The sequence below is a fragment of the Bilifractor sp. LCP21S3_A7 genome (assembly GCF_052118825.1).
Taxonomy (GTDB): domain Bacteria; phylum Bacillota; class Clostridia; order Lachnospirales; family Lachnospiraceae; genus Bilifractor.
On record NZ_JBQKGL010000008.1, the window covers coordinates 1 to 20,646 of the forward strand.

Here is a 20,646-nt window from a genome sequence, read left to right on the forward strand (position 1 = left end):
TGGAAACCCCCGCAACAAACAGGTGCTATGCACCCAGCCGGGAGCATAGCGCCGTTTGTTGTCAGCAGCCCGTTTCACGGTCTGCGTGTAGTTCCTTGTAAACTGACCTAAATCATATTAAAAATCAATAATTCTATACTGTTATTCATGAATTTCCACCTCGTTTAAAAATAAGGAAATCATCCACGAACCGATGCTGCAGGAAATCCATATTGAAAAGTATCTGGAGCAGTACCACGATCAGATCGAATGTGTCTCCTGCGGCGGAGAATAAAGGGAGGGAGCCAGACTCTGCGACTATGGCTGGATCATTATCACCAAGATGCAGTGCGTTGAATACGGCGTGTCGTTCCACTTTCATCAGACCGGCAGCCTTTTTAAGCGCGGAAGCCGGATTTATCACATCGACCGCAAGGATCAGGAAGAACAGTCAAGGAAATCATGGATTGACACGCCAATCTCTTCCATTTGATTATTGTCTCGCTCTGCTGGCTGCTGCGCTTAGCTCCAGCCATTTCAGGTCTCTGGAAGATCGTTGGGAATCGTTAAAGGCAGAGGAATGTCTGCAAAATTTCGTTCAGAAGAACAGTGCGTCCCACTTCTCTATCTCATCGATCCATGCGAGCGGATCATAATATTTCTTACTCCTCCCGTTATCGCGGATCTCATACCGGAGCGTTCCGCCGCCCAGGATTGCATCTACGCTGATCACACAGTCAAGATATCCGTCGTCCTGTCTGGTCTTCTCAATACGCATTTTGACATTGGAAAACGAGCACAAAAGAGTTCTGACCGCCGGGAGATCCTGTTCATTGATGTACTCTCGGTCGAGGAATGCGCTGTTGACATATGGGGCAATTTTCTTTTCAATTTCATTGATATAAGCCTTCATATCATCGCCGAGTCATTTAAAAAGTTTGAACAAATCGCCTAATCCAAAGGTGGTCTTCCGATAGACCTTGTTATAGATTGCCTTCTTCGGATGTAGAATCCCCATTTCCTTCTTACCATAGCCCGGAATCAATGCCTTTTTCACAGCACGAGTTGCTCTGCCCTTCGTTCTGGCACTGAGCGATTTCTTTAAGCTTGGTTTTCTCATTCCATATTTCATATGTTTCACCCCTCATTTATAAAATCATAATCAAGGCATCGCTGTTTTCCAATCGCCGTCAGTCTATTGTCCAGACCGACGATTTCTTTTCCTTCAGAGCTTGCTGGTAAATGCCCATCAGCCCATAATAATTCATCAGATCCGACCAGTGGTTCGCCGGGTGGTAATAGTCGATGAAAAGCCTCTCTTTCCCGGCGACGTTTATGAAGTAATACCAGTTGTCATTTCCGGTGCCGTCATTCAACGGCGGCTTCTGTAAAACCGTTGTGAGCATTGTCCCAAACGTTGAACCACAGATCACGATGTCCGGATCGATCAGGGAAAATTCCTTTAGGATCTCGAGGCGGTCTGCTCTGGCATATGCATCGATTTCTCCATAATCTGAAGCGCTGTCTCCATTGCTCTTCTTCAGGTTAAGAACAGCAATCTGCTCCAGTGACTCTGCGTGCTGCTCATACGTCAGCTTGTCCTTATATCTTGCAATCTCATTTGCATCGGTATGTTCGATTCCATAGGTCCAGCGGGCAACTCTTCTCCACATGGGCAGAGTCGGATGATACATTCTCAGCCAGCTTGCAAGGGTCCTGCTATCCCAGTCTGTTCCATATGCTTCCTTCATGATAAAGAGGATCCGCTTCTTATCGCCGCTGTTCCATATCTCCGGATTTACAATTCCATCAGCGATAAAAACGTTTTTTCCATGGTCTATGCTTACCTGGATGTGCCTCTTGCCATTAGTATATTCAAATGATTCCGGTTTCTTCCCTCGCCACAGGGCAAAAAGTTCGTCCAGTGTGGAAGCATCCCCAATTTTCTTCTGATAATCAGCAGTCATGTAACTTCCCTTAAATTTTTAAAAACCCATAATCCTAAAGACAGGAGAATAGCCAATTTATCAGTAGTCTTCTCCTTCTTCCGCATACCTCAATACTCATCCGGTGTCAGCCTTCGGATCAGCTTCTTGATCTTCTCCACCGGGAAAGGAGCCTCCTCCGGCTGCAGATATTCCACATCCGTCACCCGGACAATCTTTTTCTCGTTTTCCTTTCCGACCGGAGCCCAGGCAAAATCCCCTTTCTCGTAGATATCCTCGTCTGCGAGATAGGTGTACTTCTTCTCCTCATCCGGAAAGATCACCTTACAGAAAATGAGATCCGACTCTCGGCGCTTTTTCCGGTTATTCCATTCCTTCTCCTTCACAGTTCAACGCCTAAAATTATGAAAATGTTATTCGCCCATTAGGTGCTGGTATTCTATTTAACACTCTCTCAAAACTTTCCGAAAGTTCCCATAAATCAACATAATCAAGTCTGGCTCAGAATAAAATTTTGCTATATTTTCATACTGCTGTTTTAATAATTCGGGGGAATATTTTTTCCCATTAACCCTTGTAAAAGGTCCATCGCTTTCAATTAACAATCTATCCTTAGGAATCCTCAAATATTTCGAATTACTTTTTCCCGCGATCATGTTGTTGTTGATAGAAAAATAACAATCAATCTCCAGAAATTCTTCTAATAGATTTTCCGGACCCGTATACCAGTGAATAATGCATTTACGAGGTTTATATTCGTTAATAATTTTTAGTGCCTCTCTCTCAGCGTTCCGTATGTGAACCGTAATTAATTTGTTATATTCAGATGCATTACGAATTATTTTATCAAAACAATCTATTTGAAATTCCTTAGGTAAATGTTCCGCCCTTGAAAAATCCAGTCCAACCTCGCCTATATAATTGGTGTTCCTTGACTGCCATAAAAAATCTTCCAAATCGCTTTTTTTCAAAGTCCTCTCGCAAGGATGAAAGCCAATGGCAAACTGCAAATATTTACTATTCTCAAAAATTTTCTTACATGATCTAAACACACCTGGCGAATTTGTAACGCAGAGAGTATATTGCTCCAATTCATTAATCTTATTAGCAACATCAAGATAGTTCCGATAATGATCAATATGGAAATGTGTGTCTATCAGATACTTCATTCAAAATATCTCCCCATATTATGATCACGATCAATCCATTCCTTTAAATCACTCATTCCCTCTTTATAAACACGGATATACTTTAAAATGTCATCAGTTTTTAGTTTTCCCGTTCTCCAGACAAGTCTCCTGATATCTGATTCATTTGAATGTTTATATCTATAAATGCTGCTAACTATTGCCCTTAAATCAGCTGAAATCTCATATTCTCCATACTGTTCAAGGAATTGTGATGGCGTTATATCATATCTGTAATTACCATCCTCCGGCATGTCTAACAATGAACTTTTGCGTATTATATCTGGATAACAGAAGCCACAATTTTTGGGGTATTCCCTGCTACCAATTCGAGCATACCTCGGTTGACAAGGGTGTGAACACGAAATCGTTTCCATATAGTGCGCGAGAAATGCGTCACTATCTTTTACCAAGCGAACAATTTCCCTTTTTGTCATAAATGCGAAAAAGTTTTCTATAGGATTGTATATTCCCACTTCTCCCAATAAATCTCGCAATGCATTGAGAAAAGCAGGATGTGTAGTTCGAGTACTGCATGATCCGAGCCTATTGTTTGTCAATGCAACATTTAACCCTATAAAGCCATTTTCTGGAATATACACCGGGATTTTTTCTCCCATTGCACCTGCAATAGATACGGCTGTGCACAAAAATAGTAGAGAACGGCCGCGAGAAGTGTTTTCTACTCCTTCAAGACCTTCCCCACTCATTTTTCTTGGCATTCTAGCCCCAGCTGTAAAACTAATGAACATCGGATGCTGAAGCGGATATATGGTTTTGAAAGTGTTGCAGAATTCTTCTTGCTTATATCTCAGTTTGGGATATTCATTATGCCCAATCAGACAAGGTGACTTCCCCTCATCTAATAACCTGATGGCCCCACAATATGAATCAAGTCCTCCAGAAAATAAACTTACACAGTCATTTTTTGAAATGTCAGTATAACTGCGTCTTTTACAAAGGCAGCTTTTCCAAACCTGATTAGTTTTTCTGAATGTAATAACCCAGTGATCACCTGTAAGGAATGATAACAGCTGATTCCATTTACTTTCCGTTTTTTCCCAAATCTCATACTGAATAACAGGAATACACACTTCCAGTTCTCTAGTCCAACAATCGGCAAATTCCCTTCGTGATACCCGCTTATCAACTGAATACACTGCCAAGCCAATAATAAAAAGATCCTCGTAGACTTCCTCCAGATTGAAATTCTTTAATCTAGACCATATTTTTGGAACATTTGAAAATGCTGTACTTGCTTTCTCCCGATTAACAGCGATAATAAAGGCATCTTCCCATCCAGTTGTAGGCAGTACGTCTTCATCTTTTAAAATCCATAATTTCATAGTTGATCACCATAAAAATCTTCTAGCACCTGATATGCTTTTTGGACTGTTTCTTTCACAATAGCCTGGTCACCTAATTTTTTTATATTTAATGAGTAAAGAAACCTCTCGTCCAATTCTGGATAAACTGAATTTGCCACATATTTATGGATTTGATCCAGTAATGCGTTTTTTTCTCTTACTGTTCTACCTTTTCCAATTTTCTCTTCAAAATTAAAATCGAAATCAGCATTGATATATTCAATGACCATTTGCCTTAATAGCGTCAACTCATCGATATTTCCTAATTCTTCTAAGCTATTAATCCCCAGCTCTTTCAAGGATTCTGAAATTGCAATGGCGGTCAATGCATCTTCTCTTGTGTGTTGATAATTGGTACATTCATCCAGAATTTCTTCTAGTATCTGTTCTGAATCTTTGCCAATTAGATCGTCGCGTCCAAAGTCATGTAAGGCAGATCCAACGCCGTTTCTTGCAATACTTCTGCTTAAGCCAAGCACCTTTCCAGCTGCTATTTGAAATGTCGAGTTCGAAGCACTTAATCCCTTGCTTGCTTCCGAATATTTAGATACAGCCTTTGCGCACGACTCCCCATCTTTATTTCTGATAAAACCAGAAACAGCTCTTTTGGCTGCGCTCCACGTCGGGCTAGTTGGCGCAATGTATCCTTTTGATGTTCCCACGGTGCTAACCTTTCTTGATCATCTCAATCATCTTATCTTGTATCAGACTTCCATTCTTCCATGCATCAATAACTTTTTCCATCAAGTCAGAATCCTTCTGATACATTCGCTTGTAAACAGCAATATCTGCAATAGAGGCATTTTTTGTTCTCCTCATCATCGCATTTGCTATTTGGGTCCTATATGCGGATAACTGATCTCGAACAAATATTTCTCCAATAATATATGGCTCCATTTCACCATCTGAAGTCCTTTTCAGCAGGACCTCCATGACATCGTTTTTATCCTTGGCATTTATTGATTCAAAGTTGTTAATTGTCTTACTAATTTGCGCTGGTTTTGCATTTCCAATCTCCTCCAGTATTTTTTTCACCTCTTCCGACAGATTGGAATCATATTCGAGATCTCCATTTAAGCATTCTCTGGTAAGATAAAAATACTTATCGAGTCTATGTGTATAAAAAACATCTGGTGTCGATTTAACCCACCTTATAAGATCTGGTTTTCTCCACTCAGAGAACTCGTCTGCTTCATCATTATCCAAGCTTACCTTCATACGATGAAACTCTTCATTTTCAGTTAAGAAATGTTGATTCCATTCATTTAGTTGTCTGAATCTGTCCGGACTTAATTTATAAAGCACCAGCAGCAATGCAAGAATCTGATTATCAGCTTTTTCTTCCCCTTCGCCAAAATAGAATGACGCCAATTTTTTCTTGGTTACATAAGTATTTAAGAATCTTTTGGCTTGTCTTGGGTTTCCTTTCAAGTTTCGTGAAATAATCCCTTTTATGCTGTCAACAACTTCAAGCGTATCGTTAAAGTCTTTCCCCATTGAAACTTGATTTGTTGAAAGCAATTCATGGATTTTACTCGTACTTATTGGCGTCGCATTAACTAAAAATTTCTCTTTCCATATAATCTCTAGAAACTTTTTGAACTCATCCTTCTTCAAATATTGCTGGACGACAAGCAAAAGCAAATAATTCTCTACGTCCTTAGATGATAGCTGCGGAATAGTTATTGGAAGCTGTATTATTTTTTCGATATATTCCTTTTCAAACGAAACTCCAGTCCCTTCAATAGGCGGGTATTTCTTTTTGATTGCATATTGAATTACTTTGTCATCCGCGGCGATAATAAAAACCGTTTTTCGTACAGATAAGAACAATTTTATTGCTTCTAAGGTTTCGATAATCCTGTCTGGCTGACAGCGATCCAAATCATCAATAAGAACGATTACATTACCTATTTCTTTATCATCGAGAGCCTTCTCAAACTCAGATCTAAAAACTCTAATGCTATTAACAACAGACTGCTCATCTGTGCCTTTGGTAATGTAGTTGTCGTGGAATGATTGGATTGCCTCAGTTGCTTTTTTTATGTCGTCACCAATTGTCTCAATGTTATTGAAACTAAACATAATAGGAAGAGGATTCCCTAAAGTAAGCCCCGCAATAATCGGAGCCGCAGTACCTACTGTTTTCATTGCCAACTTAAATACATCAACTCTCTTTAGGAGGTCTTTAAATTTACTCTTCACTTGATTAGGGGCAGACTCTTCCAATTTTTGAAGAAGAGCCTGCATTACTGCAATTTTTGCATCTTCATATCCCTCAAAAGCCCATGCATTTATGTCGATGCATATCGTCTTCTTATCTTGTGGCTGAGATTCAATATTCTGACGCACTAAATTCAACAGAGTCGACTTACCAGCTCCCCACTCACCAAAAATACCGATAGTAAGCGGCTTATACTCATCATCCTCTGCTATCTCTGTTACAATATCCGCATATGGCTTATAAAAAAGAATGTCTATGTCAGAAGCATTATCCAACCACATTTACTATCCCTCCTGAGTTATTAGCTCACTCAACCCCCAAGGCCTTAAACACAGCATCTTCCGCACTGTTATAGAAGATAATCTGGAAGCTTCCCATCAGTTCCGGCGGCACGGTTCCCAGATCCGCTGCTGATGTAATCGGAAGCAATATCTTCTTCGCACCGGCATCAAGGCACACCTGCAAGGTATTCGCCAGTTCTTCTACCTTGATCATGGATCCGGCAATGCTGATCTCCCCCAGAACAGCCAAAGAGCTCTGTGCAGGCCGATTCAGGGCAATGGAGCAGATAGAGATCACTGTCGGAAGAGCCAGTTTGTCGGTCATGCCGATGCCCTGCAGATCCTGGTAGTTGATGTTGTAGTCCTTTGTTGTCATGCTGATGCTTCCGCTGATCCGGTTCGCATTGGCCTTCAGGAAATTGAACGCTGTATTGGTCGCTTCCTTCACACCACGATCACTTCCGAGGCCGGTGCAGTTGAGCTTTCCTGTTCCCGCGAGCATCTGGCTCTCCAGACGGAATACGCCGATCATGCCCGTCTTGCCCCTTGATATCGTATAGACCTGACCCGGATTGCAGATTCCTTCCGGGATCAGCTTGCCGCCACCCTGCTCCGGCACGGAGACGTACTTTTCTTCAAAAGTCTCGTTGTCGATATAGCTGAAATTCACGTCATAGAATTCCATGCCGCCGAGCTTTTTCAGCTGCTCTTTTACGCGGCGGCGCATTTCCAGCGCCATTGTCAGGCACTCTGCTACATCGTCTTTTGTAAAGCTGCCATCCGGGTACAGAAGCTTAATGTACCCATCCACCATCTTTCGCACAGCGATGGTATCTCTCTGGTTCAGGTTCCGGCCAAGTCTGAAGTATTGATCCATCGCATCCCCATAATTTTCCTTGCGCAGTTCCCGAATGAATTCCGCCAAATAGTCCGTGATGAAGCCATAGTCATCCGTAAAGTGTTCCGGACGGAATTTAGGAATTTCCCAACCGGGATTGTAGCAATGCATGCGGTCAAGAAATGCAGTGTCCGTGCCCATCTCCGGCGGGAACGGATCAAAGAGACTGGATGTCTTAAGGAGCACATCCACGCTCTGATTGATGTTGCCGACAAAGACCATGGAAGCAGAGGCAGAAATCTCCTCTTTTCCACGTGCAAAGGATCCGGACGCCATATAGTCCTTCATGATCTGGACTCCATCCTTGTCCTTGAAGTTAATTCCAGCGACCTCATCAAAAGCGACACAATCCCAGAGGCCAACCAAGCCGACCTGACGCCTGCCCATGTTATAGAAGAGGTTAGCAACCGTTGTCTGTCCGCCGGACACAAGAATACTGTTGGGAGAGATCTCCTTATACAGATGCGATTTTCCGGTGCTGCGCGGACCAAGCTCGCAGAAATTGAAATTATTCTCCACCAGCGGCAGCATCCGGTTCAGAAGCAGCCATTTCTCGCGGTACGTGAACTCATCCGGCTCCATACCGGTGGAACGGAGCAGGATATCGAGCCATTCATCCTTTGTGAAGGCTTTTCTGCCTTCTTTCAGTTCCTCAATATCTACATGTGGCATCTGAATCGGTGTCAAAGATCGAATGCGAATCGGTGAGAAGTCCTTTTTCTTCTTGTACTTGACACCAGCATCATTAAATTCTCCATACCCTTCGACATCGGCATCTTCATCCGACTCATATTCCAACTGCACGATACACCAGATTCCTCCGCAGAGAAGGCGATCGTATTTCTCAGGATATGTCTCATCAATAGGAATACCGGTAAGACCCAGATTGGTAAAGGATGCCTCATAGCGGTCCTTCTTCAGATTCAGCTGTACAGAGATCATGTCAATGACCGTATGAGAGCCATGCTGCCGAAGCTTTGACAGAACCTTCTGTGCCTCGTCCGGTCGGACATAATTATTCGCAAGAATTTGCTTTACACTCTCCATGCCGGACTGCAGGATTTCTTCGTCATCCGAGCTGCAGTACTGCCCTAAAAGGAATTCCAGCACGTAAACCGGGACATTTGCCCCTTCCTTGATCTTCTTTGTCAGATCCTTACGGACAATCTTCCCGTCAAAATTTTCTCTCAATTTCCGCCGGATCTCTTCTCTGCGGCTTTCCTTTACCTCTGTATCATCCATAGCACAAACCCCTGTCTAACTTTATACGCCGAAGCCAAAATCATCTGTAAACGGCAGATCCATGATCACCTGCCGGCTTTGAACCTCTGCCCCGGTTTCATCCTTCAGAATTCTCAGTAAGTACTTGTGATCACTGCCGTAGGACTTTTTCTTAATGTCAAAATGCAGAGACACCATACGGTCTCCCGGATTCTGGGACGAGCTGTCTGCGGTATACAGAACTTCATTGGAGATTATTTCTCCATCATCCGATTCAAACCGGATGCGGTACGTTGCTGCCTTTACAACGTCACTTACCGGTTGCTCTTGATAGAAGTCCAGCTTCAGCTTCAGGTTCGTAACCTTCCGGATATCTGTGATCAGATTGAACTTTACGTCCTCAGTTTCCACTTTTCCCTTCTGGGTCTTCACAAATACGCAGGGAACGATCATTTCCTGCGGAGACGCGCCGCCATGGACATAATTCATCCCTCCGCCGCACTTGAATACACTCATGCCCTTGGCAAGTGAAATCCAGCGTTCATCCTGATTCTTCAGTGCATCCCCAAGCGATACGGAATAAACTCCATCCACATCATTTCTGGAATCACTGATAATAAACCGACGGTCTGTAAACGCTGCCTTTCCGGCGAGATTTTCCAACTTATCCGTCTCCTCCAGCTTTCTGCGGGTATAGATAAAACCATGATCTGATGTGATCAGGAACCGGTATACGTTACCGCTCTTACTGAGCGTCCGGACAATTCCGAAAACTTCTTCAATCGCTTTGTCGGTTGCATCAAAAACACTATTCTCTGTCTTCATTGCCTCACCAGTCGCATCAATTCGGTTATGGTAAATGTAAATAACCTCTTTTCCGGCAGTGAAGCTGCGAAGCTCCTTGCTCTTCATCTGCTTCAGTGAGTCATAATCGATTGCCACAGCATTCCGGTTCCTTGCCTGCAGGATTTTCTCACGATAAGCAGTAGAGGAAGTCGGATTGCCATCCGCAAGAACCTGCGGTGCCTTTCCGTCGGTCATCGTAATCGTATCATGCGGCAACAACTCCGCCATTCCCACCATTGTGATGGAAGGAAGCGCCGTCAGCATCGGTTCAATCGATGCCTCCATATTGGGATCCTCCCTGAACTGACCGCACAGTTCCTGTGCCGCTTCATACCGGAACGCATCAGAGATAATCACAGCCACCTTTTCCTTGATCGTTGCAACCTTCAGCGAGTAAAAGCGGCTCTGTTCCGTAATGACATAATGCATGGCATTTTCTGCATATGCCTCATTCCAGGCGTAAACCAGTTTTTCGAGGTAATCGGTCCGATAAATGTTTTCAAGAAGATCTGACAGTTTCTCAAATGCAGAGGTATCCTCCATCCGATCCAGATTGGTTATAAACTTCCGGTAATCGGTATCGATCTGATAATCCTCTGTCGTATAGGATTCAATCAGTTCCTTCAGCGTGTTCTTTGGCGCAAAACCAACCGCATGAAGCAGAGAAAAACCGGCGAGAAGCGCATGATACTGCGCTGATCTTGCAGATCCGAAATGGAAACGCAGTCTCTCTTCACAGATTTCCGGAACCCGGAACCCGGCGATCTGTGCCTGCAGGTCCTCCGCCACCTCACGCTCACAGAGCCAGCGAATAATAAGGTCATCCACCAGCAGGAAGGAGGATGTATGGATCAGCTCCTCCAACGGAACATCAGCAAGCACATCTGCCGCATGCAGTTCCTGTGCTGCTAATTCCGACAGCTCGTCATAGCTCTCCTGATACAGGACATTGTTCTTCATGTTCTCCAGAAGAACAGCAATATTGCTCGCCTTACTCTTCATATCGTCCTGCGCATACTGCTTCCAAACATTTGGAACCTGCGTGAGCTGATCCTTAAATGTATCGACGGCAAACAGTGACATCACCAGTCTCAGGAGGCTGTGCTTCGGATCAGAATAGCCTAGCCTCTCCTCGCAAAGCTGCCAGAAGCTTTCCGTCAAACCAAGCGCATCAAATTTCTGAAGGATGGCCTGTTCCCGGATATCTCCATAGGTCAGAACTGCATAGAAAAGATCATCCACCGTCGTATTCCTTGCATCTGCTGCCACGCAGAGCGCAATCAGCGTAATGGTCTTTTCATTTTCGGATTCAAGATCCATCTCATGCGCGCGCTCAATAAATGCATTGGTGCGTTTATCCGCTTCTTTTCTCTCTGCTGCATTTAACTTCTGCTTCCCTGCTCCAAAGAAAACATACAGGTCAGACAGAGCTCCGCGCAGCCGCATTGGAATATGCAGATCTGCCGCAATGAGCGACAGCTTGTCCGCGAAGAACTGCCTCGAATACAGAAGTGTGTCTTCCAGATGGTTCTGTGATACATCCGGCTTGGCAAAAGGCGCATAGACAAGAAATTGGCTCTCCGGGTCATCATGCTCCAATGTGATCTTCGCCCGGAACGCATTGCGATCCGTAAGATGCAAAACCTTTACCTGTCCAAGTTTCAAATCATCTACCGAATCCTCAAAGGCTCCCGTCGTGTCATACCAGAAGACAAGCCGCTCCCCAGAGGAAAACACATCATTTAGTTTTTTCTCAATTTCTGAGAGGTTCAGCTCATCCATGAATCACCCACACGCCTTTCTTTCTTGATCCTTCCCGCGAGATCACACCTTTACCGCGAAGAACATTCAGTGCATATTGAACGCCGGCTCTTGACAAGCCACTGCGAGAAGCCATCTCCCCCATTGTCATCATCGGGTTTTCCCTGATAAGAGTTAGCAGCTGCTGTTCTGTCTCACTAAATGACGGTTTGTCATCGCTCTTTTTATTATCTGAGCTCTTTTCTATACTAGTATTTAAATCTTTTTTACTAGTATTTACCGCTCCGGTACCAGTTTCTATACTAGTATTTTGGTTTTCTTGACCAGTTTCTTGGCTGGTATTTCCTGCTTCTGTGTCAGTATGAATTGCATCTGAGAAATTATTGTCATTCTGTTTCCGGTAAATGTTGATTCTCAGGTCAACCTCACCACCAATAAATTCCGGCGCTTTCAGTCCAGCATCCTGCACCTCCCGAATAATTCTAGGAATACCACTGCCCCAGTGCTCGATCAGATGCATGTACGCAAAAGCATTGGCGATAGCCTCATTCCGGATTCTGGAATACCCCTTTTTCATCCGTTCGATGGTCTGTCCCATCGGCAATTTACCCGGCGACGTGATTTCAAGCCGGTCATCATACACCGCAATCTGTGTATTGTTATGATCCAGATAGCTGCGATGAACGGCAGCGTTTACGATTAGCTCTCGGATACTATCCGGTGGTATCTCATAAATATCCTGCCGGTAGATGCCAACAAACTTTGCCCCCATGTGAATATTGCGAAGGACATATTGAACCGCATTATCAACCTGCAGCCAAAGCGGACCGGAATACTCTCTGCGGTCCACAAAAACTGCTTTTGTTGATCCTTTAAAAACACCACATTGCATCACGGTATGGATCGGGCCAGTTCCCGTCAAAATATAGAAGGCATTTGTCGGGTAGTATTTCCCGTCCTTTTCCGCAAGGATTCCCCACGAAAGAAGCTGCTGCGGGCCAACTTCCCTGACTTCCTCAAGATGAGGCGCGTGCTTTAATGCCTGCTTTTTCATTTCCGCGCATAAAGCATTTATCTCATCGTCTGTGACATTCCATCCGGTGCTGATAATCTGATCAAAAGATCTGCTGCTGCCTTCCAGCATCAGTTCCTTGATCATATACTCATCTGCAGGCCTGCTTGTACCTGCCACACGGACATAGACTCCCGCTTCTTTCCCAAGGGATTTGATAAAATATGGCCGCTGTCTGCCTTCCGAAATGTCCGCAATGATAATCGTTTTGCCCTCAAGCGTCTGAAGATAGACATCCGGAATAATCGACGGTTCACAACTGTCTGATATTGCCTCCGTAATCGCATCAATCTCCGAAAACACCTGCTCTTCAGGGATGCCTTCAACCCGATGCGTCTTATCATCAACACCGAAAATAATCCTGCCACCTTCGCCATTCGCAAAGGCAACGACGGATTTCATATATTTGATGCCGTCCTTCGGACGCCGCACCTTGAATTCCAGATTTTTGGATTCCCCGGCAAGGATTTCCTCTAACGTCATATTGCAATTCCCCCTTACTTGATTGGAGCAAGGATCTGATACTTCTTACCATTCCGGTCCGTCTGTACCTTCTCATAATTGACCTTTACGCCGTCATCCAGATCAATAGCAATCCGTTCATTTGCCATATGCTCAAGACGCTCTTCGTAGTCAACCAGCTCTTCCAATTGTTTCTTCAGATGCTCCTGACGTTTCTCCTCGGTACTCTTCTGCCTTGCGTCCGTGATATGGTCGAGCATCATATCAATTGCACGGATCTCGGTCTCATACTTCTGCTGAATCTGCTGGGCATAGAGCAACACCCGTCCGGTGGTATCCTCATCCCAGCGGTGCATATAGACCAGAGCCTTGAATGCATTCTCTTTGCCACTGTCAAACAGCCAGTAGATTGGCCGCTTCCCGGACCCCGTCACAGAATAAGTCTTGCAGTGATCCTTGAAGAAATCATTCAGCATGTAGTTGCGAATGACCTCCCGGCTGGTTAATCCCTTATTGCCAAGTGCCTTGGCAATGAAATCAAGGTTCTCTTCCAGAGTTTCAGCTCCGTAAACAACAGTCAGGAATTCGCAGATCCGCTCTACCACGTCATCATCGAGATACTTCTGGTCCGTGATCGGGATCACATTATCCTGATCAGGAAGGAATGTCTTATAAACATCTTGAACCGATTTCCAATCGCCACCTGCATAGATCAAGCCTTCTTTGTCGAGAGAGTATCGGCCAAACATACAGCCTATAGCATAGGAAATCAAAGAGCGGATATCTCGTCCAAGATCTGCCTTGCGAACAGTGACATCTTTGTCATCTTCTTCCGGCGTTAATTCATCCTGCAGACCATATATATCAATAAAGATACGGTTCAGTTCTTCTTCATTCTTTTTCAGCTGATCAAAACGTGCTTGGGCATTCATCTCCCATGAATGATATGTATCAGAAAGATGATATGACCACTTATCTATTGGAACATCTGCGTAACCTGCTCCAGATTTATTTTCAATGAGCGGGTGAGTACTGAAATCCCATGAATTTTCGAAGGAATCCCAGTCTTCCTTAGAAAGTGAAATACACTGCTTTGTTATTTCCAGAATAATATTTCTCACCTTCTCGTTTTTCCCTGTATTATATGGAACCGATGCAATATTCCCGGATGTATAATTCAATGACTCATTGACTAAATTCAAATAATACTGTCCAACTTTTCCGTTGAGAATTCCCATGACTAATTCAAGCGGTTTCGTTTTTTCGTAAATTGCCATGCTTGCATCATTATTGATGAAGCCTTGTTCTGCTATTCGTATTGAAAAATTACCAGTTGCTATTTTGGTCCATGATGCAGATTTTTTGAAATAAAATTGCGGATTTCTATGTCCTTTATTATTAGAAATGAGATTGTAGTATTTATCATCAAACTTTATTACATAATTTCTGTTACCAAACCAACGGCGATATGCTCCTCCACTATTCATCGGGACATAGTGGCATGATTTTACTTGATTAGCATTGGATAAATTAAAATCAATTTTTTCAAATTCTACCTCTGGCCAAAGTCTAAAAAACAAATCGTTTTGTCCAGTAAATAATCCTTTTTTGACAAATGAAATATCGCCTATTAGAGGATTATCTATATAATTTTGTCTAGTGTTTTCCGAAATCCAGTAGGCAATGGGTGCGTTAGGAATACGATCAAACTGAGATTGATCAGTAATAAATAGTTTTTGTCTCGCCAAAAATGCTTTTTCTTTTTCTTTTTGGCTTCTGTCATCTACTGTTCTGCAATAGCAACCAAAATAGGTTTTGCAGTGTGTATTTCTGACTACAAAAGTCGTTGTCTGAACAACCTCTCCGCTTATCTCATCGAATGCTCTTGCTCCTAAATGAATCATCGAAACCAGCTGGCCATTGCTCAATTTTTTTCTAAGTGATTTAAAGCTATCAATAAACATCCAAGAGTGCATTGTTAGTAACGCACAATATCCATTGCTTCTAATATATTCAATGCATTTTTCAATAAACGATGCATACAAATCTGCCTTAGTGTTAAAAAAGTATTTTTTTAAAAAAGCATATAGGCTAGAATCTGCCTTGCTTGAAGTCATATATGGAGGATTCGTGCATGCCACCCAGTACTTTTTCGCCATCACCTCGCCTTGATCAATGAGCTGTATCAGCCTCTTTGATGCCTCCTGATTCCAGTTCAGACTGGTCTGTCCCAAAGATTCTTTTGGCGTTGCGAATCTCCGGAGCAAATCCCAGTCCATCTCCGGAATGTTCAGAATACTGCCGTACTCTTTGGCATCATGGAAGAGCTCCACCAGCTTTTCTGCCTGCGATAGAGCTTTTGCCTTTTCGTTTGGAGACAAGTTCTCTCCCATCTCCTGAAGCTGATTTTTTGTGATGCCGTTGCTCTCCTGAATGGAGTAGACATGTGCCTTGATTCCGCAGGTCAGGATGCGACGGTTATACTGTCTTGCCTTCATCATGACGGCAAAGTAGGCGAGCTGATAAGCACGGTCATCGATGTCGAGACCGTAGATGTTGTTTTCCAGGATTGCTTTTGCAGCTTCACGTTCGCTGTAACCAACAGAGGTATAGATCTGTTCCAGCACGTCGAACATGTAGACAAGGATATGCCCACTGCCCATACAGGGATCCAGGCAGGACAGGTCTTCCGGCTTCAGTGCCGCATACTCCTCTCGGATTTTGGCGAGCTGCTGCTCTACTTCTGGCTCCTGCTTTGCCTCCGGAAGATAATATTTCCAGCCAAACTTATCTGCCGTCTCCTTCTCATCAATATCCGGGTTCAGCCCTCTCAGGTGCTCAATCCAGAGCCTTCCAAGGCTATTCTCCACCATGTAACGAACAATCCAGTCCGGTGTAAAGAGCTGGGTCACCGCCGGGAGCTCGTCCCTAGTTACCTTCTCCTTCTTGGCAAAGACCTCCGCCTTCAGTTCAGAGTTGTAGTACTGGTAAATCCAGCCGATGATCTGGACCTGATCTTTCCAGTCTTCTTCCGGAATGTCATTCACCAGATGATGGATGATTCCATCTTTATCAATAAAGGACTGGCGCATCAGAAGCTCCGATGCATCGTCTCTTGCCTCAAAAATACCTGGAAGCACCTCATGCAGCCGATTACACATTTTGAACAGCAGAAAACGGAACAGCTTGTTGTTGTCATGCTGCTCCTTCCACGCAAGGATCTGCTGTGTCTCCGATTCGGAATATTCCAGACTTCCATCAAACGGTGTCGATACCAAATCCGGATCCTGTTTTCCCGGTTCTACAGAGGAAAGCAGGCGGACATCCAGCGGCGCGTACTCATTCACTTCCATGTAACGTATGGCAATGAGGCGGTTGAACCAGTCATACGCGGACGATTCAATGAAGTTTCGATAAGCAGACTGGTAGTTGCTTTCTCTCCCTGCCTTTCGTATTTCCTCCGCCAGCTGTTCCCTCTGGCGGATTGCTTTTCCCTTGATGGACACCGGATGATCTGCCCCGATGTCAAAATACTTCACTTCATTCGTTGAGGCAGGCAGAGGATCAGAAATTCCATCTTCCGTAATTCCCAGAAGCCCCAGTCTGGTCCGTATATCTTCCATGAGCTTGACTCTTGCCCATACTGCAAAATTTTTGATGGCTGTCTTATCCATTTCTACCCTGCCTCTCTCAACACACTCTTACCAGCGGTTCAAAAGCGGATAATAATATCCGTATCGCTGTCCAGTTCCTTTTCGATTCTGTCCCGAAGCTGATCCATATACTGGTTCAGGCTGTGCTCATCTTTGATCACCCAAATATTGGATGTCAGATCACTGACCATCAGATTCTTGGTTTTCCTTGCATACGGCTTTGTGGGTTCATATACACAAGGATCAGGTGAATCAGGTTGGTCTTCCGGAGTTACCGGATTGCCTTTCTTTTCAGAAGCCTTAGCAGCCGCTTCTGCCGTAAGTCTTGCAAATTTATCCAAATAGGTCTTTAAGAGGCTGTCTGCCTTATCCTTAAAGCCCAGCATATCAGAAATATCATTCTGTTTTTCAGCGCGATCCGACAAGTCTGCAAATGCATTCAGAACGGTGCACTTGTACTTTTCTTCAAACGGCTGGCCTTCCAGCGCATTGAGTGCTGTCTGCCGGTCAGAGTCAATGACCACCTTTACTGGTTCCAGCTTCTCATCCAGAATACGTCCATAAATTTCAATGAACTGCTGATACAGGTTCGGCAGATCCTTAATCCTCTCATAAGGCATCTGGCAGATCACAATATCACGGATCTGATCTACTACCTTCCGGATCTCCGGATCAGTGATATGTTCCTTGCTGTTCTCATAGAGCTTTAATGTCTTCAGGCCTTTCTCCTGGAAAATGCTCCGCTGCGTATCACTGTTATAGAACGTGATAACCGGAGCCAAGTCCTCCGCGAGATCAAGGAAGTCATCTCTGTGCTTATATACCCAGTCAAAGAAGGAAGCTTCCTCATTCATCCCGGTAACACCGGACAGCTGCCTTGCGGCAGACTCCAGCGTTCCCCGTCCCGGAAACTGCGGAACGTACCGCTGTTGCTCCAGCATGCCCTGAATCTCCCGGATGAGATTTTCTGCATCATGCTTAAAGGTTGCCATCACTTTGTCCGCGTCAGCACTCACCTCGGTATGGTTAAAGAGTGCCTTGATGATGTCCTTCACTGCCTTGATCTTCTGCTGATCAATCGTCGGCTTTGCGCGGAACAGGATCTTTTCATCATATCGGCGTGACGTGAAGTAGGAGGTTAGCTCCTCTGGCTGTCTGTTGAACAGTGTCACCGGCTCCTTATCGACGGTTGCGCTGATGATTCCTTCTTTAAAGAGCTTTGCGACCATCCATTTCGTGTCGGTTTCCTGATATCCATACGGAGGCTTGCTAAAACTGTCAAGGATGCTCTTCATGGAAATCATAGTGTGGGCAGAAGTCACATTATGGATGTATTCCTGCACTTCCTTCACAGCCAGACGATTTTCCTCATCCTGCGCCTTGATATCCAGACTCATCTGGTTATCCTTCCGGAACAGGTTTTTGATGTCGATATCATCCTCCGGCTTCGTGATATAGTCCAGCTTGTAATAGATATTCCCGACCAATCTGCCCAGCGCTTCGTTAATTCTGCCTACGGCATCATGGGTATGAATATCCGTCACATGTGCTCCATTGATGAACAGCTCTGCGCTTCCAATCGCCTCTTTCATGGAATCGATGGCGCTGTTTTTAGCCTTTCCAGCCTCCTGCATTTTTGTGGCACGGATGACGGTGGATTTTCCTTTTTGAGGATCCGACACATTCCGGATATAATCCTCAATCTTCAGGGCATTTTGCATATCCCGGTAATAAACCGCGTTATCATTCGGCAGACGCATGACAACCTCATGTGCGGTAGACAAGATCGTCATAGAACTGTCATCCGTTCCAATCACAGAACCGCTTCCAGTATATTTTGGCGTAACGATCCGCAGGGTGATCGAATTATTCTGGCTGTTCTTCGCCGGACGGTTGTCCACAAACTGGTTGTAGCCAAACGTATAGCGACCGTTAAACTTCGGCACCCGATACCGCGCATTCGGATAGATGCTGTCAAACGTCATCTTGGTCAAAGCAGCGATGACATCCCCCTGCTGAATATTCCGGTCACGGATCGCACGGTTAATATCCTGTTCCTCATCGGTTAGGAATTCATAAGTATCCTGAATCTGCGCAACCAGAAGGCTTCTCGTGAGAAGCTGCAGGGATTCTTCCACCTTCTGTCTAAGAACTGCCTTGTCCTCATGGATATCCGTTATCATGAAGTTCATGATGTTATCCACGGTAAGCGGAATTCCGTCGATGTACTTGAGAAGAAACAGGGTCTTCAGAACATTGACCGCAAAGCAGTCCTCTTCATGGAGCGGATTGATCCGGTCACTATCCTGCGCCCTCTGGATGACCGATGCATGGGTGTGATCCAGAAACTTTAGCAGATTGTCATAGAAGCTGTAGAACGGAATCAGGACACCTTCCTCCTTGTTCTCCACCTTCTTGGCAGCCTCCTGAAAGGCGCCCAGCATGGACCGTTCTCCTTCCGACAGATGCTTGCCGGATGCACTGTTCAAACGGATTGAATTCAGAACATCAGCGAGCAGATGAAACTGATACGGCAGGAACGGATACACCGCCGCAAACTCATCCGCACTGTGAAGCTTCCGCATTTCATAGCCATTGCCCTTAAATACGACAGCATTCTGGATGCGCGTCTCATCAGATTCATACAGAGCTTTGAGCGTAGTTTCTCCAGCCTCGTTCTTCTTCAGGATTCTTTCTCGGATGACCTCATCCGCATTGACGGAGGTCAGGGAAAGCCGTGTCTTGAACCGGCCCTGGATCTTGGAGAAGTCGTTCTTGCTCTCCATGCTGGCATCCATGTTTTCCATCATGGAATCGATGTCTTCCTGTGCAGTGACCACAATCCATGCTTTTCCATGGCAACGCGTGCCGAGCTCTTCCGTCATCGTCTGGAGATTCAGCATCAGGCGGGAATCCGTGCTGATGAACTGCCCGATCTCATCCACCAGAAAGACCACTCTCTGCCCGGACTTCTCAATATACTGATGCACCCTCTCAGCAAAGTCCTCAATGGCGATTTCATAATTGGACGTCGTAGCTGCCTTGGTCCAGTCCATAGCCTCCTGCTCGGACATACGTCCCATAGCAGCAAGGGTCTTTGCAACCTTTCCCCGGATCACGCGGAATTTGTTCCGCTCCTCAAGCCACTCCTTGCCGTTTAATTCCTTGAAGGTATCCTTGAACTTCTGATAATTTCCCTCTTCATCCAGTGTCCGCTCCAGATCCGCAAGAGCAGGATTTGCCCCGTCATATCCGAGCTTTTCATTGAAGACACGGTTGAACACCATCACGATGGCATTACTGTCGGATTTTGCAGATGCAGTGCTCTTGGAATCCACGTTAAAGAGGATCGACTGTGTCGGCGTGTGGGCAGCTCGCTCCATATCGGCAAGGATCATCGGATTGTCTTTGAGATTATCCTTGTCTCTGAAATAGTCGATAGCATTCCTGCCGTCCACCACAGTATTGTCGAGAATGTAGGACAGGATTTTCAGGAAGTGAGATTTACCACTTCCAAAGAAGCCGGAGATCCATACGCCCATTTCGTCGGTTGGCGTGTCAATGCTCCGCGCATAATTTACAAAGAAGTCCCGGAAATGCTTTGTCAGCTCTCTGGTGACTACGTATTCTTCCAGCTCCTGCTTTTTGTCGCTGTCCGCGATCTGCCCGACCTTGATAACCCCTGTAATCGGACGATCGATTTTCTTAGCGAACATGTCATAGATTCTCATAGCATTGCCCCCTCATAA

14 protein-coding genes are annotated in these 20,646 nt (G+C 44.8%); all 14 read right to left on the reverse strand.

Features of this window, described 5'->3' with window-relative positions:
• Positions 1–145 precede the first annotated feature (145 nt).
• The 14 genes from ACTQ1O_RS08470 to brxC all read right to left on the reverse strand — a co-directional run bounded on the left by ACTQ1O_RS08470 (position 146) and on the right by brxC (position 20,628).
• A complete protein-coding gene (locus tag ACTQ1O_RS08470) occupies positions 146–361 on the reverse strand; it encodes a hypothetical protein (protein ID WP_441486906.1) in 216 nt (71 codons plus the stop codon).
• A gap of 216 nt (positions 362–577) precedes the next feature.
• Positions 578–892: a hypothetical protein gene (locus ACTQ1O_RS08475; RefSeq protein ID WP_441486907.1), complete on the reverse strand. Its 315-nt coding sequence runs from the start codon at positions 890–892 to the stop codon at positions 578–580.
• A 12-nt stretch (positions 893–904) separates the two neighbouring features.
• On the reverse strand, positions 905–1,111 hold the full coding sequence (locus ACTQ1O_RS08480; RefSeq protein WP_441486908.1) for a hypothetical protein: 207 nt from the start codon (positions 1,109–1,111) through the stop codon (positions 905–907).
• 58 nt (positions 1,112–1,169) lie between these two features.
• Positions 1,170–1,946: a hypothetical protein gene (locus tag ACTQ1O_RS08485; protein WP_441486909.1), complete on the reverse strand. Its 777-nt coding sequence runs from the start codon at positions 1,944–1,946 to the stop codon at positions 1,170–1,172.
• Positions 1,947–2,035: 89 nt separating this feature from the next.
• The gene (locus tag ACTQ1O_RS08490; protein ID WP_441486910.1) at positions 2,036–2,311 is read right to left on the reverse strand and encodes a hypothetical protein; all 276 of its coding nucleotides are present in this window, start codon (positions 2,309–2,311) and stop codon (positions 2,036–2,038) included.
• Positions 2,312–2,368: 57 nt separating this feature from the next.
• On the reverse strand, positions 2,369–3,094 hold the full coding sequence (locus ACTQ1O_RS08495) for a TatD family hydrolase (RefSeq protein ID WP_441486911.1): 726 nt from the start codon (positions 3,092–3,094) through the stop codon (positions 2,369–2,371).
• Positions 3,091–4,458, reverse strand: a complete 1,368-nt coding sequence (qatC, locus tag ACTQ1O_RS08500) for a Qat anti-phage system QueC-like protein QatC (protein WP_441486912.1) — start codon at positions 4,456–4,458, stop codon at positions 3,091–3,093. Before qatC ends, ACTQ1O_RS08495 begins: the two co-directional genes overlap by 4 nt.
• Entirely contained in the window at positions 4,455–5,141 is a 687-nt protein-coding gene (locus ACTQ1O_RS08505) for a hypothetical protein (protein WP_441486913.1), read from the reverse strand. Before ACTQ1O_RS08505 ends, qatC begins: the two co-directional genes overlap by 4 nt.
• 4 nt (positions 5,142–5,145) lie before the next feature.
• Positions 5,146–6,984, reverse strand: coding sequence for a KAP family P-loop NTPase fold protein (locus ACTQ1O_RS08510; RefSeq protein ID WP_441486914.1), 1,839 nt, complete (start codon positions 6,982–6,984; stop codon positions 5,146–5,148).
• Between the two features lie 25 nt (positions 6,985–7,009).
• Positions 7,010–9,124 (reverse strand): protease Lon-related BREX system protein BrxL, encoded by a 2,115-nt coding sequence (gene brxL, locus ACTQ1O_RS08515; protein WP_441486915.1) that lies wholly within the window; start codon positions 9,122–9,124, stop codon positions 7,010–7,012.
• Between the two features lie 21 nt (positions 9,125–9,145).
• Entirely contained in the window at positions 9,146–11,731 is a 2,586-nt protein-coding gene (pglZ, locus tag ACTQ1O_RS08520; RefSeq protein ID WP_441486916.1) for a BREX-1 system phosphatase PglZ type A, read from the reverse strand.
• Positions 11,724–13,265, reverse strand: a complete 1,542-nt coding sequence (locus ACTQ1O_RS08525) for an ATP-binding protein (RefSeq protein WP_441486917.1) — start codon at positions 13,263–13,265, stop codon at positions 11,724–11,726. Before ACTQ1O_RS08525 ends, pglZ begins: the two co-directional genes overlap by 8 nt.
• 14 nt (positions 13,266–13,279) lie before the next feature.
• Positions 13,280–16,918 (reverse strand): BREX-1 system adenine-specific DNA-methyltransferase PglX, encoded by a 3,639-nt coding sequence (gene pglX / locus ACTQ1O_RS08530; RefSeq protein ID WP_441486918.1) that lies wholly within the window; start codon positions 16,916–16,918, stop codon positions 13,280–13,282.
• Between the two features lie 38 nt (positions 16,919–16,956).
• Positions 16,957–20,628 (reverse strand): BREX system P-loop protein BrxC, encoded by a 3,672-nt coding sequence (gene brxC / locus ACTQ1O_RS08535; RefSeq protein WP_441486919.1) that lies wholly within the window; start codon positions 20,626–20,628, stop codon positions 16,957–16,959.
• Positions 20,629–20,646 lie beyond the last annotated feature (18 nt).

What these genes read in the sequence shown, in the direction of transcription:
- ACTQ1O_RS08470 (WP_441486906.1), bottom strand. Translation starts at nt 361, where the DNA reads ATGAAAGTGGAACGACACGCCGTATTCAACGCACTGCATCTTGGTGAT.
- ACTQ1O_RS08475 (WP_441486907.1), bottom strand. Translation starts at nt 892, where the DNA reads ATGAAGGCTTATATCAATGAAATTGAAAAGAAAATTGCCCCATATGTC.
- ACTQ1O_RS08480 (WP_441486908.1), bottom strand. Translation starts at nt 1,111, where the DNA reads ATGAAATATGGAATGAGAAAACCAAGCTTAAAGAAATCGCTCAGTGCC.
- ACTQ1O_RS08485 (WP_441486909.1), bottom strand. Translation starts at nt 1,946, where the DNA reads ATGACTGCTGATTATCAGAAGAAAATTGGGGATGCTTCCACACTGGAC.
- ACTQ1O_RS08495 (WP_441486911.1), bottom strand. Translation starts at nt 3,094, where the DNA reads ATGAAGTATCTGATAGACACACATTTCCATATTGATCATTATCGGAAC.
- qatC (WP_441486912.1), bottom strand. Translation starts at nt 4,458, where the DNA reads ATGAAATTATGGATTTTAAAAGATGAAGACGTACTGCCTACAACTGGA.
- ACTQ1O_RS08510 (WP_441486914.1), bottom strand. Translation starts at nt 6,984, where the DNA reads ATGTGGTTGGATAATGCTTCTGACATAGACATTCTTTTTTATAAGCCA.
- brxL (WP_441486915.1), bottom strand. Translation starts at nt 9,124, where the DNA reads ATGGATGATACAGAGGTAAAGGAAAGCCGCAGAGAAGAGATCCGGCGG.
- pglZ (WP_441486916.1), bottom strand. Translation starts at nt 11,731, where the DNA reads ATGGATGAGCTGAACCTCTCAGAAATTGAGAAAAAACTAAATGATGTG.
- ACTQ1O_RS08525 (WP_441486917.1), bottom strand. Translation starts at nt 13,265, where the DNA reads ATGACGTTAGAGGAAATCCTTGCCGGGGAATCCAAAAATCTGGAATTC.
- pglX (WP_441486918.1), bottom strand. Translation starts at nt 16,918, where the DNA reads ATGGATAAGACAGCCATCAAAAATTTTGCAGTATGGGCAAGAGTCAAG.
- brxC (WP_441486919.1), bottom strand. Translation starts at nt 20,628, where the DNA reads ATGAGAATCTATGACATGTTCGCTAAGAAAATCGATCGTCCGATTACA.